General features: G+C 35.7%; 12 protein-coding genes and 1 pseudogene. 10 read left to right on the top strand and 3 right to left on the bottom strand.

Going from position 1 to position 16,511, the window contains the following annotated elements:
• Positions 1-261: 261 nt before the first annotated feature.
• The 9 genes and pseudogenes from POF52_RS16170 to POF52_RS16130 form a co-directional block, all read left to right on the top strand.
• Positions 262-516, top strand: a pseudogene (locus POF52_RS16170) (arsenate reductase/protein-tyrosine-phosphatase family protein); the annotation flags it as partial.
• Positions 517-850: 334 nt separating this feature from the next.
• A complete protein-coding gene (locus POF52_RS16165; protein ID WP_176584489.1) occupies positions 851-3,835 on the top strand; it encodes a substrate-binding domain-containing protein in 2,985 nt (994 codons plus the stop codon).
• Positions 3,810-4,520, top strand: coding sequence for a LytR/AlgR family response regulator transcription factor (locus POF52_RS16160; protein WP_176584488.1), 711 nt, complete (start codon positions 3,810-3,812; stop codon positions 4,518-4,520). Before POF52_RS16165 ends, POF52_RS16160 begins: the two co-directional genes overlap by 26 nt.
• 192 nt (positions 4,521-4,712) lie before the next feature.
• Positions 4,713-5,714 (top strand): LacI family DNA-binding transcriptional regulator, encoded by a 1,002-nt coding sequence (locus POF52_RS16155; RefSeq protein WP_176584487.1) that lies wholly within the window; start codon positions 4,713-4,715, stop codon positions 5,712-5,714.
• 353 nt (positions 5,715-6,067) lie between these two features.
• The gene (locus POF52_RS16150; protein ID WP_271993424.1) at positions 6,068-6,889 is read left to right on the top strand and encodes a sugar phosphate isomerase/epimerase family protein; all 822 of its coding nucleotides are present in this window, start codon (positions 6,068-6,070) and stop codon (positions 6,887-6,889) included.
• 131 nt (positions 6,890-7,020) lie between these two features.
• Positions 7,021-8,202 (top strand): Gfo/Idh/MocA family protein, encoded by a 1,182-nt coding sequence (locus POF52_RS16145; RefSeq protein WP_271993423.1) that lies wholly within the window; start codon positions 7,021-7,023, stop codon positions 8,200-8,202.
• 187 nt (positions 8,203-8,389) lie between these two features.
• Positions 8,390-9,568, top strand: coding sequence for a Gfo/Idh/MocA family protein (locus POF52_RS16140; protein WP_016766272.1), 1,179 nt, complete (start codon positions 8,390-8,392; stop codon positions 9,566-9,568).
• Complete coding sequence (locus POF52_RS16135) at positions 9,565-10,536, top strand: sugar phosphate isomerase/epimerase family protein (protein ID WP_271993422.1); 972 nt, start codon at positions 9,565-9,567, stop codon at positions 10,534-10,536. The genes POF52_RS16140 and POF52_RS16135 overlap by 4 nt, the downstream gene beginning before the upstream one ends.
• Before the next feature lie 129 nt (positions 10,537-10,665).
• The gene (locus POF52_RS16130; RefSeq protein WP_271993421.1) at positions 10,666-11,943 is read left to right on the top strand and encodes an MFS transporter; all 1,278 of its coding nucleotides are present in this window, start codon (positions 10,666-10,668) and stop codon (positions 11,941-11,943) included.
• A gap of 762 nt (positions 11,944-12,705) precedes the next feature.
• On the opposite strand, the gene POF52_RS16125 is transcribed toward POF52_RS16130, so the two are convergent.
• Together POF52_RS16125 and POF52_RS16120 are read right to left on the bottom strand one after the other, a co-directional pair.
• Positions 12,706-13,194: a CBO0543 family protein gene (locus POF52_RS16125; protein WP_271993420.1), complete on the bottom strand. Its 489-nt coding sequence runs from the start codon at positions 13,192-13,194 to the stop codon at positions 12,706-12,708.
• A 374-nt stretch (positions 13,195-13,568) separates the two neighbouring features.
• Positions 13,569-14,348, bottom strand: coding sequence for an SDR family NAD(P)-dependent oxidoreductase (locus tag POF52_RS16120; RefSeq protein WP_271993419.1), 780 nt, complete (start codon positions 14,346-14,348; stop codon positions 13,569-13,571).
• A gap of 430 nt (positions 14,349-14,778) precedes the next feature.
• Between POF52_RS16120 and POF52_RS16115 the strand changes: the two genes are divergently transcribed.
• Positions 14,779-15,879, top strand: a complete 1,101-nt coding sequence (locus tag POF52_RS16115) for an L-dopachrome tautomerase-related protein (protein ID WP_034649941.1) — start codon at positions 14,779-14,781, stop codon at positions 15,877-15,879.
• A gap of 277 nt (positions 15,880-16,156) precedes the next feature.
• Here the strand turns inward: POF52_RS16115 and POF52_RS16110 are convergent, their stop codons facing one another.
• Positions 16,157-16,480 carry a hypothetical protein gene (locus POF52_RS16110; protein ID WP_255323397.1) on the bottom strand — a complete coding sequence of 108 codons (324 nt, stop codon included), beginning with the start codon at positions 16,478-16,480 and terminating at the stop codon, positions 16,157-16,159.
• Positions 16,481-16,511: the final 31 nt, after the last annotated feature.

Genomic DNA, 16,511 nt, shown 5'->3' with positions numbered 1-16,511 from the left:
ACGTAAATACAATGTTAGTGTTCCGAATATTGGAGGAAACATTCTGTAATGTTTTTATAGGTGAATTGTATTAAGTAGTTATAATGTACATATAATCCGGAAAATTAATTGGTAATAGTTAGGGCTAAACGCTTTGGTGGTCCTTTTTCTTGTTAGCTAACAGATAGGTTAGTCGAACAAGAACTCTTTTAATTACATCAAACTTTTTGATTTAAATATGGCATGGAAGAAGGTTAGGCTAAAAAGTATCGAGGGAAATAGTGGGAGGTAAAAAGTGCTGGACTTGAAGTTCATGCTTTAAATCCTAATGCCGTAAAAACAATGAATGAAGTAGGAATCGATATCTCAAACCAAACATCTCATGTAATTAATCCTGAAATTCTTAATAATGCTGCTTTAGTTGTGATACTATGCGGACACGCAGTAGAGTATCTGTATATAAATTATTTACATATGAAACGAATTCACTGGGGCTTTGATAACCCGTCAACAGCAGCAGGAACAGATGAAGGAAAATGACATTTATAATTCCATGCTTCTATGTGACACTCTATAGAAGGATTAGTAATATACATATATTTCCTTTTAAGAATGTCAAAAAGACGCCCCCCTGTTTTGATCCATTCCTTCTTTAATAAAGGTGTGACAGCCTCATGGGTAAGTATTGTTAGACTAATCAATATAGTGAAGCTTATAATAATAAAAGTATAATTTGTAAAGCGATTACAATAATCATTAGAATGAATAATTGGTTTCAAATTAATCTTCAAGCACTGTAAAGAACGTAAAGTAAGGGATTTATCGCATAGAATCCATATTATATTTTTTTAACTAACTAGGGGCGAAACAAATGAAGGATTTCAGATATATTTCACAGCCAGGCACTGATACCGGGATGATTTTTAAGTTTGTACAAAGAAGTAACGAGTTTATTCATACTTTTGCCGAGGGAGAATTACTGTATACGTTGGGGGTTAATCGAGAGGATATCGTCGGAAAGACGCTTCATGATTTGTATGGGGATGATATTGACACTGCCAATTTACTAAACAGTTATTACAAAAAAGCATGGGCAGGACAGTACATTGAATATGAAGGTAAATTTAGAGGTATTTATTATGTAATTTATTTAAGACCTTTATTTCATAAGGATAAAGTAGCTGAAGTAGTCGGAACTTGTGTGGACATTACTAACAAAAAGATTATGGAAGAGGAAATTCTTCAAAAAAAACAAGAACAAAAATTAATGAATTCCTATGCATTCCAGCGTAGTTTGATTGATTGGTTAGATAGTGGGATTGCAGTAACAGATTGCAATAAAAAAATAAGGCTCTTAAATAGGAGATTTTATGAGCTTTTCCAGTTGAAGGGTGAAATTGATTGCCATATTGGGATGTGCGCTTCGGATTTACATTACCTTTTTGATAAAGAAATTAATAAAATTAAGCTCGAAAATACAGAAAAACGAACGAAAACTACGAAAGAAATTAAAATAAATACAGGTATGACACTACGCTACAATTGTTTTCCTTTAAATGAGAAAAATGACTTTGTAGGCTACTTGTGGGAGTTTGAGGATATCACAGAACAAAAAAAAATGGAAAGAGTTATTATTCAGGCAAAAGAAGAAGCTGAAAAAGTGAACATGGCCAAATCAAGTTTTTTGTCTAAGATGAGTCATGAACTGCGTACGCCGCTGAATGGAATTCTGGGTTTTGCTCAATTATTGGAGATGGATGAATCTTTAAATGAACAACAGCGTGATTTTGTACAGGAGATTTTAAGTGGAGGAAGCCATTTATTAAGTTTAATTAATGATATTTTAGACGTGTCAAGAATAGAAACGGGAAATTTAAAGATTTCTGTAGAGGAAGTTCATCTTTTAACTGTCATCAAGGAATGTATCAATATTGTACAACCATTGGCTAAGAAGAAGAATATTGGTATTTATAGCCAACTGGATCAATGGGAAGATATGATGGTTCTTGCTGATCCTATACGTCTTAAACAAATATTGCTGAATCTACTTGATAATGCTATTAAATACAATCAAGAAAATGGAAAAGTCATCGTTTTCTGTCGTTTACAAGAGAATAAGCAGTACATTCATATCGTAGATACAGGTGTAGGTTTTTCTGTAGAGGAATATACTAAAGTGTTTGTTCCATTTTATAGAATTGAAAATACAAAAGAAGAAGGTACAGGGATTGGGTTATCTTTAGTTAAACAGCTGGTGCATCTAATGGGTGGGGATATTAATGTAACAAGCAATAAAGGAACAGGAAGTGAGTTTTGTTTTAGCCTTCCTCTTCCAAATGATTCAAAGACTGTCATACAATGGGGTGAACAAACTGAATTTCCTCCAACAAATAATAGGAAGGAAGGTAACTATCGTTTGCTATATATTGAGGATAACGAATCCAACTTGCACTTAGTAAGTAACATCATTAAATCGCAGCCTTCCTATACGCTCTTATCAGCTCGTACAGGAAAAGAAGGAATAGAAATTGTAGCAAACGAAAAAATAGATTTGGTTCTTCTTGATATTAACCTCCCAGATATTAATGGATATGAAGTATTTGAAATTTTAAAAGCGGGCAAAGAAACGAAAGATATTGCTGTCATCGCTGTAAGTGCAAATGCAATGCCAAAGGATATTCAATATACATTGGATAAAGGCTTTGATAACTATTTAACAAAGCCCATTCATGTACAAGAGTTTTTGACAATCCTAAGTGAAACGCTAAACAATACAATTAATCAAAATATTCCAGATCATAAAATTTTAAGTACAGGGCCACATGGCGAGGAAGCTGTCTCAGCAAAAACACTTCGTTTATCTTTGAAAGAGCTAAAAAAAATTAAGAAAAAGAAATATAAGGCTGCTATTGCTATGCATTATACTGGAAGTGATTGGTCAAGGTCTCAATTGGAAGGAATGCAAACTACTTTTGAGAAAATGGGCATTGAGGTAGTAGCCGTGACAAATGCAGAATTTAAATGGAAAAAGCAAGTAGCTGACATTGAAAGCATTTTAGCCAAAAATCCCGATATCCTGGTGAGCATTCCAGTTGATCCAGAATTGACTGCAAGTGTATATCAAAAAGCAGCCCAAGCTGGTGTAAAGCTGGTGTTTATGGACAATACACCGAATGGTTTGCAGCATGGGAAAGATTATGTAAGTATTGTTTCTGCTGACAATTATGGAAATGGCATTGAATCGGCCAATATCATGGCTGAGAAATTAGATAGAAAAGGTAAGGTCGGGATTATTTATCATGATGCTGATTTTTTTGCAACCAAACAAAGAACGGAAGCATTTGAAAAAACTATAAAGGAAAGGTACCCTGATATTCAAATTGTCGATCGCAGGGGAATTACTGATTCGAATGATGGAGAAAAAGTGGCATCCGATATGATTGCTGAACATCAGGATTTAAATGGTATTTTTGTTGTATGGGATATACCGGCTGAAGGAGCTTTGAGGGCAACTCGTACTGCAAAAAAAAGCAATTTAGTCATTACGACAATGGATTTGGGTATGAATGTCGCCTTGGAAATTGCACAGGATGGACCTATTAAAGGACTAGGTGCCCAGCTACCATACCAGCAAGGAGTCGCCGAAGCGATTCTAGCAGGGTATGCCCTACTTGGAAAACAAGCGCCACCCTATGTAGCCGTTCCGTCTCTAAAAGTAATGAAAGAAAATGTAATTGATGCTTGGCAGCTCGTTTATAATGAAGATGCTCCAGATATTATTCAAAGTGTTGCGAAATCAAGAAACGCTAGGGAAAAGGGGGAACAACAAGATGAAAGTATTGATCGCAGACGATGATGTTACCTCAAGAAAATTGTTAAGGTACTTTATTGGGGGGTTATCCAAATATAAAATTGTTGGAGAGGCCGCCAACGGTGAAGAATTGATACACTATGTTACGAAAGAAAAACCGGATCTTGCTTTAGTAGATATCGGAATGCCCTTATTGAATGGGATGGAAGCAGTTAAAGCATGTAAAGAACTTTTCCCGGCTTTACAAGTTATTTTTATTACTGGTCATGATAATTATGCACTTGAGGCATTTAACGTAAAGGCAGTGGACTATATTTTAAAGCCAATTGATAGAAATCGTTTATATGGTGCTTTAGAGAGAGCCTCCCAAGTGTCTATTTCACTAGTTGATAAAGAACATTCATTTAAAAAGGATTTAATGATTAAACAGCAGAAAAATATAATTTTTATTCCATTAGAAGAAATTATCTTTATTGAAAGACTTGATCGGAAATCTGTCATTCATACTAAAAATGGTAAATTCGAGACAAATGAAGCTTTAACTAGCTTGGAAGGTGCCGTTGATTCTAGATTTATGATATCTCATAGATCTTATATTATAAATGTGGAACTTTTAACAAGAATCGAAGCAACGGGTCAAATGTATAAAGCCTATTTTAAAGATTATAAGGAAACAGCAAGGATTTCCAAGCATAAAGTAGACAATCTGCAAAGGTACAAATTATTATAAAACATGGAGCTCAGCAATAAGTGCTGAGTTTTTTAATTTGTTGTTTTTTTGTTTATATGGATAAAAACGACGCTTAAAAGGAAATTTAAAGAGTTTGAATCTCAGAAAATGTTGTCTGAATCCAATTAGACAATACTTTTGTATGCGATTACAATTCTGTTATAGAGAAGAACAAGAAAAGAGAGTCGTAAAATGGTGCGAATAATAGATGTAGCAAAAAAAGCAAATGTTTCAACTGCTACAGTGTCAAGAGTGCTAAGTAAACCTAACACTGTAACGGAAGAAACGACTGAGAAAGTATTACAAGTAATTAAAGAATTAAACTATCAGCCAAATGCATTAGCTCGCCAGTTAAGAACATTAGAAACCAAAACCATTCTAGTCATTGTACCTGATATAACAAATCCTTTTTTTTCGAAGGTATTAAGAGGAATTGAGTCTGTAGCCGTCATAAACGGATATCAAGTTCTGCTTGGGGATACGGGCAATGATTTGGAAAGAGAAAATGGGTATTCAAACATACTTCTCCAAAAAAAAGCTGATGGAATGGTTTTACTAACGGCGAGAATGAAATCGAAGAACATTGAGGAAATGGCTCTCAAATATCCTGTAGTTTTGGCATGTGAATATATAGAAGGTTCAGCCATCCCCACCGTTTCTATTAATAATATCAGCGGGGCTCAAAAAGCAACAGAATATTTGGTTAAGCTGGGACATAAAAGAATAGGGTTTATATCAGGTCCTCTAGATGGAGTGATAGGCCAGGATCGATTAAAAGGATTTTATCAGACAATGGCACGATACAACCTTACAATTGAGTCCGTTCTAGTGCAGGAGGGTGATTTTTCTTATGAAAGCGGTTTTAATATAATGAATCAATTTTTGGATCTTAATCATCCTCCACCAGCCGTGTTCGCAGCCAATGATGAGATGGCATTTGGAGCTATAAATGCTATTTCTTCAAAAGGATTAAGTGTTCCACATGATATTTCCGTAGTAGGATTTGATGATATAAAATTTTCATCTATTTTCAAACCGGCTCTTACAACCATCTCGCAGCCAGCTTTTGAGATGGGCACGATGGCAATGAAATTACTTATAAAGTTGATGAATAAGGAAGAAATTGAAAGACATCAATATCTAATGGAAGATCAGCTTATCATACGTGATTCATGCTCAACACATATTTCATAAGGGAATAAGAGCTTTTTTGAAAATGTATCTGACGATTTAAATCTTCTTGTTTTTTAAAAATTAAGATGTAATCGATTACAAATGGTTGGAAAAAGAATTATTTAATATCCGATTAAAAAGGGATTTTTAGTTTAGGTTTATGATAAGTACAATTGAGTACAAGTACAGATAGTAAAAACACCTTCTTCTTATAATAAATTAAAAAATATAGTCTTTTTCTAGAATGCTTTGTAATCGATTACATGTATTTTGGCTCAATTATTTCTTATCTAAATTAATTTAGGGAGGTGATGAAATCTCAGTATTAATACACCATGTACTCATAAGGAATCTTTAAAGATAGGGGAGAAACCATGAAACTAGGATATCAGACAAATACGTGGGGCGGGGTAGTAGGGCATCCTGCCGGAGTCACTTCGATAAAAGACCTTTATTACCTTGCAAATGGATCAACAGAAGAAGCTTTAAAGGATATTGCAGAAGTTGGATATAAAGGATTTGAAATGTTTGACGGAAATCTAATGGAATTTAAAGATAGAAAAGAAGAATTTAGAGCATTGCTGAACCATTACTCTTTAGACTTTATTGGAGTTTACACTGGAGGGAATTTTATTTTTCCGGATATTTTGGAAGAAGAATTATTAAAAATTGAAGAGGTTGCAGCTCTTGCTTCTGAACTAGGAGCGAAGCATCTAGTAATTGGCGGAGGAGCTATCCGTGCGAATGGTATTTTAGAAAGCGATTACACTGATTTAGGCAATGCTCTTAATCGAGTAATAGTAATTGCGGAGAAATATAATCTTATTCCAAGTTATCACCCGCATTTAGGAACAAACGTAGAGGCCCCAGACCAGCTGGACAAATTAATGGCACTAACAACGATTAATTTATGTCCGGATACAGCGCATATCGAAGCAGGTGGAGGGAATCCGGTAGAAGTAATTAAAAAATATGCAGATCGCATTAAATATATTCATTTCAAAGATTATTATAATGGAGAATTTCTTCCTTTAGGAGAAGGACATCAAAAGTTTGATCAAATGATCCAAGTTCTGGATGAAATTGGATATGATGAATGGCTTACAGTAGAATTAGATAGCTATAATGATCCGAAAAAAGGAGCAGAAATCAGTTTTAACTTCTTATTAAGTTTTGAAACGGCAAATAAGTCTTAAGGTCAAGAAGAAAGTAGCAGAGATAATATATTAGAAACTTGAAGTCTAATTTACCATAACGATATAGAAAATGTTATTTAAAAGATAATAGATCAGAATAAATAGACTACTTTCATAGGAGGAGAATAAAAATGAAAAAGTTAAACGTAGGTATGATTGGCGGAGGATTTATGGGGAAGGCGCATGCACTCGCTTACGCAGGTATGCCAATGTTTTTTTGGCCGGCACCAGCAGTTCCTCAACGACACACAGTCGTTGATGTGACCGAAGAGTTAGCAAAAGATGCAGCGGAACGTTTAGGATTTGAAAACTATTCATCTGATTGGAGAAAGGTAGTAGAAGATCCTGAAATTGATATTATTGATATTGTAACACCAAATGACTCTCATGCAGAAATTGCCATTGCAGCTGCCAAAGCAGGTAAACATATCATTTCAGAAAAACCGTTAGCACGAACTGCAGCAGAAGCAAAAACAATGCTTGACGCAGTAAAAGAAGCAGGTGTGAAGCATATGGTCGCATTTAACTATCGCAGAACACCAGCCGTTGCTCTAGCAAAAAAATACATTGAGGAAGGAAAAATCGGAAATATTTTAAACTTCCGAGGCACGTACCTGCAAGACTGGTCTGCGGATCCTAACTCGCCTTTATCATGGCGTTTCCAAAAAGAACGAGCTGGTTCAGGTGCATTAGGTGATATCGGAACACATGTGATTGACTATGCGAGATATCTTGTGGGTGACATTTCAGAGGTAATGGCTGTTGCAAAGACATGGATTGGTGAAAGACCGATTCAAAGTGGTGCTGTAGATAAACTAGGAACTGTAAAAGCAGAAGCTGATGTACCAAAAGGTAAAGTTGATGTAGACGATGAGTTTTCAACTTTAATTAAATTTGATAACGGCGCAGTAGGAAGCATTGAAGCGACCCGTAATGCCTGGGGTCGCAACAACTTCTTAACATTTGAAATTCACGGAGAGAAAGGTTCATTATACTTTAACTATGAACGCCGTGATGAGCTTCAAGTATGTTTCTCCGATGATCCAAGTGATAGCCGCGGATTCAGAACGGTTTATACAGGACCTGCACATCCATATGGAGAAGGTCTATGGCCAATCCCAGCATTAGGAATTGGGTACGGGGAAACAAAAATTATTGAAACATATGATTTCCTCAAATCAATCGCTGAAGATACAAACGTATCACCAGATTTTGAAGACGGTTATCAAATCGCCGTTATTTCAGATGCTATCCTTGAATCAGCTGAAAAAGGTGTATGGGTTAATCTTACAGAAAATTTAGTGAAAGCTTAAATAATAGTTTAGTAGTGGCTAGTCCTAGTAGACTAGCCTTTATTAGAAATAGAGTTGTTGATTTGTGATTCGGATCAATAGAGGCAGATCAGCAAACGGCTATATATAAAGGTTTTAATTCTCTTTTTAGCTACTACGTAAGTAAAAGAAATCATGGAAAATAAAGTTTATTAAGGTGGAGAAAGAAATGGAAAAAATAAAAGTTGGAGTTATTGGGACAGGGTTTATTGGACCTACTCATATTGAGGCTATCAGAAGACTCGGTTTTGTAGAAGTAGTTGGATTAGCAGAACACGGGCAGGAAGTAGCAGAACAAAAAGCGGTTGAACTTGGAATTCCGAAAGCTTATGGGGATTATCGTGACATGTTAAAAGACAGTGAGATTCAAGTTGTTCATAACTGTACACCTAATCACCTTCACTTTCAAATTAATAAAGAAATTATTCAAGCAGGCAAACATGTGTTATCGGAGAAACCATTAGCTATGTCTAGTGAAGAATCAGCCGAGCTATTGAAATTAGCTAAAGAGCACCAGGTCGTACATGGCGTAAACTTTAACTACCGCCAATTTCCGATTGTAAAACAATTAGAAACAATGATCAGAAACGGTGAGTTAGGGAAAGTCAACTTAGTGCACGGAAGTTATTTACAAGACTGGTTATTGTTCGAAACAGACTTTAATTGGCGTTTAGCTCCTGAAGTCGGAGGGAAATCACGAGCGGTAGCGGATATCGGTTCTCATTGGTGTGATACAGTTCAATATGTAACAGGTAAAAAAATCGTCGAAGTTTTTGCTGATTTAGCAACTGTTATACCAGTAAGAAAAAAATCTACTTCTCAAGGATCTACTTTTGGGGGACAAAAAGGACAAGAAGAAGCATATGAAGATGTTCCGATTAACACAGAAGACTATGCATCTGTTCTTGTACGTTTTGAAGACGGGGTAAAAGGCTTATTTACTGTGTCTCAAGTAAGTGCAGGGCGAAAAAATAGACTAAGCTTCGAAATCGCTTGCAGTCAAAATTCTGCTTTTTGGAATCAAGAAGAACCAGAAAAGCTGTGGATTGGCTATCGAGATCAACCAAATCAAACTCTTCTTGCAGATCCTACTTTATTTAATCCTGAAGCAAAATCGTCCATTCATCATCCGGGGGGCCATAATGAAGGCTGGCCAGATGCATTAAAAAATGGATTGTTGAATTTCTATACCTTTATTCGAGAAGGTAAAAATCCTTTAAGTGATAAAGCCACTTTCGCGACATTTGAAGATGGACATATGTCCATGTGCATTACCGACGCCATTTTGGCAAGTCATGAACAACAAAAATGGATGAAAGTGAAGGTAAAGCAGGAGGTACGTGCATGAAATTAGGGGTGTTTACAGTTCTTTATCAAAACTTGCCTTTTGAAGAGATGCTGGACAAACTATGTGAAATGGGTGTAGAGGCCGTTGAATTGGGCACGGGCAATTATCCAGGAAACAGTCATTGTAATCCCGATGAATTACTAGAGAGCCCAGAGAAATTAAAAAGATTTCAAGCTGCCCTTACAAGTAGAGGACTTACAATAAGTGGTCTAAGTTGTCATGGAAATTTACTGCATCCAAATAAGATAGTTGCCAAAAAGGCTCATGACGTGTGGAGAAAAACAGTTTTATTAGCTGAACGTTTAGAAGTGCCGGTGATTAATGGATTTTCTGGGTGCCCAGGTGACCACCCAGGTGCCAAAAATCCGAACTGGGTAACCTGCTCTTGGCCACAGGAATATACAGAAATCCTAGATTGGCAGTGGAATGAAGTAGTCATTCCTTACTGGAAAGAGGAAGTGAAATTTGCAGAGTCACACGGTATCCATCAAATTGCGCTTGAAATGCACCCGGGGTTTGTTGTGTATAACCCTGAAACTCTCTTGAAATTAAGAGAGCATGCTGGGCCAAGTATTGGAGCTAATTTTGATCCAAGCCATTTGATTTGGCAAGGGATTAATCCAGTAGAAGCCATTAAAAAACTTGGTCGAGAAGAGGCTATTTTTCATTTTCATGCAAAAGATACGTATTTGGATCAGGCAAACATTAGTGTTAATGGGGTATTAGATACAAAACATTACAGTGATACTTTGAATCGTTCGTGGACATTTAGATCCGTAGGATATGGGCAAAACGGAAAAGTATGGAAAGATATGGTGAGTGCGCTTCGTGCGGTAGGATATGATTATGTGATATCCATTGAACATGAAGATATGCTAGCCTCGTTAGATGAAGGATTAAGTAAGGCCATCTCTTTATTAAAAGGCGCACAATTTAAAGAACAATTAACTGAAATGTGGTGGGCGTAACAGTATATTTTCTATATAATTAACGATAAATACCCAGTCGGGTATTTATCGTTAACCATTGAAGAGAACCATCTAATGAGTAAATGTGACTATCAGCATTGTTAAATATATAATTTTGAGGTGATTAAAATGAATGCGATTTCAAAAAGAGAGCAAAACACCAAAGGTCTTCCATCAGCTATGATTTGGGGCTATATCGCAACTCTAATTTTTATGGTAGGAGATGGTCTCGAACATGGTTGGCTTTCACCGTATCTTATTGAACATGGCTTAACCGTTCAACAATCTTCTACTCTCTTTGCAGCATACGGAGCTATATTAGCAATCGCCTCCTACTTTTCGGGTGTCCTTACAGAAGCATGGGGACCAAGAAAGGTTATGATAGCAGGCTTGGTTATCTGGTTAGTAGGTCAAATTCTTTTTATTGAATATGGTCTAAAACCGCATAATTATGCAGTTATGTTACCGACTTATGCTATTCGAGGATTTGGTTATCCTTTATTTTGCTATTCGTTTTTAGTTTGGGTTACGTATCGCAGTCCTGAACGTATTTTAGCTACGGCAATAGGGCTATTTTGGGCAGCATGGAGTGGCGGTCTTTATGTTGTTGGAAGTTATTTTCCAGCTTATATGATTCCGAAAATCGGATATATCGGATTAATGTGGAGTGCGGTCGTATGGGTGTTAATCGGTGGATTAATTGGAGTTGTTGTTGTAAAAGGCCAAGTACATGAACGTGAGGGTAATGGCAAGGAAAAATTGAAAAGTTTACTCAGTGGACTAACTATTTGTATTGAAAAGCCAAAAATCGCAATAGGCGGAGTTGTTCGTATAATAAACTCCACTGGCGTAGGTGCTCTTCCAATCTTTTTCCCTCTATACTTGTCCTCTGAATATGGATACAGTACAGAAGAATGGTTACAAGTATGGGGAACTATGTGGGTGGCCAATATCTCTTTTAACTTAGTCATTCCTTATATCAGTGACAAATGGTTAGGTTGGCGAAAGACAATTATGTGGATTGGCAGTGTCGGTTGCGGTGTAATGACTCTGGTTATGCTTTATACTCCTCAAATGTTCGGGCATAATTTCTGGGCATTAACTGTGGTAGGCATAATTTTTGGAATCGTTCTATGTGGTTATGTACCACTCTCTGCTCTAGTAAGTTCATTAGCACCCGAAAAGAAAGGCTCAGCTATGGCTATTGTAAGTTTTGGGGCTGGAATGTCTTACTTTATTGCACCTGCAATTGTAGGAACATTCATTGGTAGCATGGGTGTACACGGAGTCATGTGGATATTTGCTGGTTTGTATTTTGTTAGTGCTATTTTGATGATATTTATGAAATTACCAGGTGACGAAAAACAAAACAAAAGCAGTTATTCACCTGAGAAACAAGTCGGTTGAAAGTAAGGGCAATCGATATGGCAGACAGGCTTTTATACTGTTTTAACGAATTACTAAAGTGAGTGGATATCATATAACAAACATAATAAAAAAGTCCTTGAAATTCAAATAATTTCATGGATTTTTTTATTTTCCTAATGGACAAGTTAACAGGTAAATTCTTTAGAGATGTTAGCAATGCATGAGTTATTTTATACTCCCATTTAAAGAATCTCTGCCTAAAGTGTGTGAATCAAATGAGATAATTGCAGAAATAAAGTATCCATTGTATTAAGGTTGTTCATATGCAAAATTAATAAATAACTCTTCTTTCTTAGCCAGCGATCTCCTCCACATTTAATACAGCAAATACCTATTTGCTCTTGTAGAGTAAAGCTCTCTTTTTTGATGTGTTTCTTCTATTGATGATGATAAAGAAAGAATAAATAAACTCTAAGATTGTAGCTAAAGCTAGAATAGGCACAGTAACCTTAATTATAATACCAAAAGTACTTGCTGTATCAACTGATAAAAGAAACAATCGAATTGTAACTACATACAAAATTATCGAAGTGACTAAAGAAACTATTGATACCTTTAACGCATTAAAAAAAATTCTCCATATAACTGACCTTTTTTGATGTTTATTAACAGAAAATCAGTAGGATATTTAAGTTAATGTAGAGAAGAAATTGCGAATAATTGAAACAAATAGGCAGATTTAATCATTCTTCAAATGTTCCTATATTTTTTTGCCTCTTGTTGTTGATTAACAAGCACTATCTAAGATAAATCGTACTCATTATTAAAAATACGTCTTATAACAGACATTGTAAATCTAACCAATAATAAGGAAAAAGAGAGAGAATAAAAAGTAGTTGTCCAATTCCATCCATTTTTATATTTAATAAGGCGTGTATTTTTTTCTAGCCACAGCTCAGCAATACTCATAGGTATACTGAAATACAGAACTTTTAAAAGGCACTGAATGATGCGGGAATCCTTAGTTAGTTGATTATAAAAGACACACGTAATTGGGAAAAGTATGTAATCAAACAACACACTTGTTTTAACTTGTTTTGGAAATCGGGTGGGATATTGAACATAGCCTCTTTTTACAACCAGATTATCGACCAATGATGCATAGTAACTTTTTATAAAGAAAACAAGGAGCCATTCCTTTGCAAGTGGTTTTTTTATTAAATATATAAAAGAACTAATACCAAAGAGATAAAGGACTTTTATAAGGTTTATTTCAAATTTTCGACCCAATGTTTAGCACCTCCACAAAGATAGTTTATCTTTGATGTAGGAGGTTATACTAAGGAAATTCCAATTTTAGATCAGTAAACAGTGAATAAGCAAGGTTCTATTTTGATATAAAATTGTTTCCTGGTTATGAACATTTTCACTTAAATTAACGGGTAGCAAATGCTTAATATGTACAATCGCTTTCTCACTTATTTGAAATACAAACGGTCACCGTGACTCTAGACAAGCTGGCGAGAAGGTTTGCTCTTTAGTTTTCTTGACGGATTGGCTTATACCCGTGCTGGAGCTGGACATTCTATAAAATATAAAAGAATAATCACAGGGACAGCTCTACTTTTTCAAAGAGGAAAGGATCCGTCCCTGTGATTAAAAACTTATTTTCTTTTGAGAAGCCAGTCTTGAAAATCGGTGGCAACTACTCTTTCACCTGTGATTCCCTCTGCAGCAGCTGAGGCTAAAAAAACAATCGGCTCGGCCATAACCCTTGGATCTAATAGCTGGAATTTTGATTCAATCTCTTTTCGAACTTCGTCCGGAATCATCCCGGTAGTAGTGGCACCACCCGGTAAAAGCATATTCACCATAATTCCATATTCTTTTAAATCTTCGGCCATTATATATGAGAGTGATTCAGTGGCTGCCCTCGATGGTCCATAAGGTACAAAACCCTTTCTTTTCATAGTCTCATGATTCATAGAAATATTAATCATTCGCCCATGACCTTGTTCCATCATTAAAGGAGCAAACCCTCGAGCTACTAAAAAATATCCTGTGAGATTGATATCAATTAAATCTCGAAACCCTTCTGGTGTTACTTTGAAAAATGGCTGAGGCTCGACTAAAAAACGCGGGTTTACTGTCCTCATCCCAATTCCCGCATTATTGACGAGAACATCGAGTTTCCCCCATTCTCTTTTCACCCATTTGACCGCGTTATTGACGGATTGTTCTGATCGAACATCTAAAGGAATTCCAACAGCAGGATAACCCTCGCGCTTTAATTTCTCTACTGCTTGATCCAATTTAGTTCCACCTCTAGAAGCTAACGCCACCGTGGCTCCAGCTTGAAGCAAAGCCTCCGCCATGGAAAATCCTAGGCCGCTTGAAGCACCTGTTACGAGTGCATGGATATTTCTTAACTTTTTTGTGTCCATTGGTATTTTCCCTCCGAAATGTTATTAAACCACTGACTGATACAGTATTCTAGGTAATCATCACTTTATACGAAATTTCTTTAAAAAGCAAAGCTATGATAAAAGAGTAGGGGACTTAAATTGCTAAAGAGGCGGTTTAGCTTAAATACATTTCTTCATAAAGTTAAAAAGAAAATTTTCCTAATTTCTTATTTATAACAGCTTACCGTTGATTTGGGAATATTGAACTTCGCTACCTGCTAATTGAATTCTACTTCATCTGGAGACCTTTAAATTAAAATGTTTCCTTTCTTCTGAGAGACTTATTAAATTTCGAAAACAATCAATTCAATCATCTTTTCGTATAGAAAACCTTATTAAGAAACATGCATTAGAAAAAATATAAATCATATATATGAGATATCCCGTTTGAATGTTTGAGGAGGATATTATGAAACCTATGTTACCTAGTGAAAAATATTTCGGTAATTTAGAACTAGTTTATGCATTTTATGGGGCTATGCCTACAGGTGTTACTGTTTCAGAAACCGGTCGTATTTTCATTTGCTTTCCGAAATGGGGAGACGATGTTAAATTTACAGTGGCGGAAATTGTTCAAGATAAATTGCAGTCTTATCCCAATTTACAAACCAATTTGGTTAACTCCGAAAATATCACAATGACTTTCATCAGTGTCCAAAGTGTAGTCGCTGATGGAAGGGGAACGCTTTGGATATTAGATACAGCAGCACCTAATTTTTCTGAACCTATTAAGGGGGGAGCGAAATTAGTCGCTGTTGATTTAGAAACCAATACAATAAGAAAAGTATATACCTTTACAGAAGATGTTGTTCTACCTACAACTTATCTGAATGATGTCCGTTTTGATTTTCGTGTTGGAAAAGCAGGTTATGCCTATATAACGGATTCTTCTTCAAAAGGACCAGGAGCTATTATTGTCGTAGATTTATCAAATGGAAACGCGTTTAGACGGTTAAATGGAGCAAAATCAACTTCACCCGATCCCTATTTTTTACCGAAGGTAGAAGGTGAAATTTTGATGAATAGAAACATAGATGGCTCAACTTCCCCATTTAGATTGGCTTCTGATGGAATAGCGATTTCTCCCGATGGCAAAGTTTTATTTTTTTGTCCACTAACCAGTCGTCATCTTTTCTCGATTCCAACAGAAGTTCTAAGGAACCGAACTATACCAGATAAAGATTTAATTTATCATGTGGAGTATTGGGGAGAAAAAGGTGCTTCTGATGGAATGATCACCGATGCAAAGGGAACTGTTTATGCTGGAGATTACGAAAACAACAGTATTCGTAAGATATTTCCAAATGGCATAATGGAAACTATCGCACATGATCCGAGAATTTTGTGGCCGGATACTTTTTCAATCGGTCCGGATCAATATTTGTATGTCATTGTGAACCAATTACATCGACAGCCTAGATTTCATTATGGAAAAGACTTACGAGAGAAACCTTATAGTTTACTTCGTATCAAAATTGATGAATTTCCTGCTCCAACCTTTTCATCATAAAAATAGTCAATTAATTGTTTTCATTATATAGTGTAAAACAAACACGAGTAAGCAAGAAGTATTAGCTTTATTTACTTCTGCCAAATAACATCAAAATGGTTTAATAGAAACAGTTTATTTGGTTAGTGTTAAACTGTTCCAGGAAATGTTTTATAATATCGGTAAATTCAATGCAGTATTAATATTATTTAAATCCAAACGGATCTGTTCGTTTGGATCTCAAGCATGGTAATCCTTATAAGCTTATTTAATAACATGAATGCCGCATACATTTTTTTTAGTCTACTAATCCCTTTTCCTTAAACACTTTTCTCAGAGCTTCATTCACTAATTCTGATTTATAACTTTTTGGGACTCGATCAATAATACGTAACACATCATCATTAAAATAAAAACCTCGATACACTCGTTTTGAACGGTCTTTTGGATTTTTCAATAACAAATCAATTGCATCTACTGTACTAGCTTTTTCAAAGCTGCCATTACTACTTTCACTTTCATTTAAATAGCTAACACTAGCTGCTATTTCATTATTGGCTAGCTTTTGTTTTGCTGGCATTTTACTGTTTTTAGAAATAAGAGTACTAAAATCAACATCCAAAGGTTCTGATTCTTCTCCAACGTAGCGATAA

The organism is Priestia sp. AB (assembly GCF_028369225.1).
GTDB lineage: Bacteria > Bacillota > Bacilli > Bacillales > Bacillaceae_H > Priestia > Priestia megaterium.
The sequence above is the reverse complement of the archived record's forward strand: the minus strand, read 5'-3'. Positions and strand labels throughout refer to the sequence as shown.

What these genes read in the sequence shown, in the direction of transcription:
- POF52_RS16120 (WP_271993419.1), bottom strand. Translation starts at nt 14,348, where the DNA reads ATGGACACAAAAAAGTTAAGAAATATCCATGCACTCGTAACAGGTGCT.
- POF52_RS16145 (WP_271993423.1), top strand. Translation starts at nt 7,021, where the DNA reads ATGAAAAAGTTAAACGTAGGTATGATTGGCGGAGGATTTATGGGGAAG.
- POF52_RS16150 (WP_271993424.1), top strand. Translation starts at nt 6,068, where the DNA reads ATGAAACTAGGATATCAGACAAATACGTGGGGCGGGGTAGTAGGGCAT.
- POF52_RS16140 (WP_016766272.1), top strand. Translation starts at nt 8,390, where the DNA reads ATGGAAAAAATAAAAGTTGGAGTTATTGGGACAGGGTTTATTGGACCT.
- POF52_RS16130 (WP_271993421.1), top strand. Translation starts at nt 10,666, where the DNA reads ATGAATGCGATTTCAAAAAGAGAGCAAAACACCAAAGGTCTTCCATCA.
- POF52_RS16160 (WP_176584488.1), top strand. Translation starts at nt 3,810, where the DNA reads ATGAAAGTATTGATCGCAGACGATGATGTTACCTCAAGAAAATTGTTA.
- POF52_RS16135 (WP_271993422.1), top strand. Translation starts at nt 9,565, where the DNA reads ATGAAATTAGGGGTGTTTACAGTTCTTTATCAAAACTTGCCTTTTGAA.
- POF52_RS16165 (WP_176584489.1), top strand. Translation starts at nt 851, where the DNA reads ATGAAGGATTTCAGATATATTTCACAGCCAGGCACTGATACCGGGATG.
- POF52_RS16115 (WP_034649941.1), top strand. Translation starts at nt 14,779, where the DNA reads ATGAAACCTATGTTACCTAGTGAAAAATATTTCGGTAATTTAGAACTA.
- POF52_RS16155 (WP_176584487.1), top strand. Translation starts at nt 4,713, where the DNA reads ATGGTGCGAATAATAGATGTAGCAAAAAAAGCAAATGTTTCAACTGCT.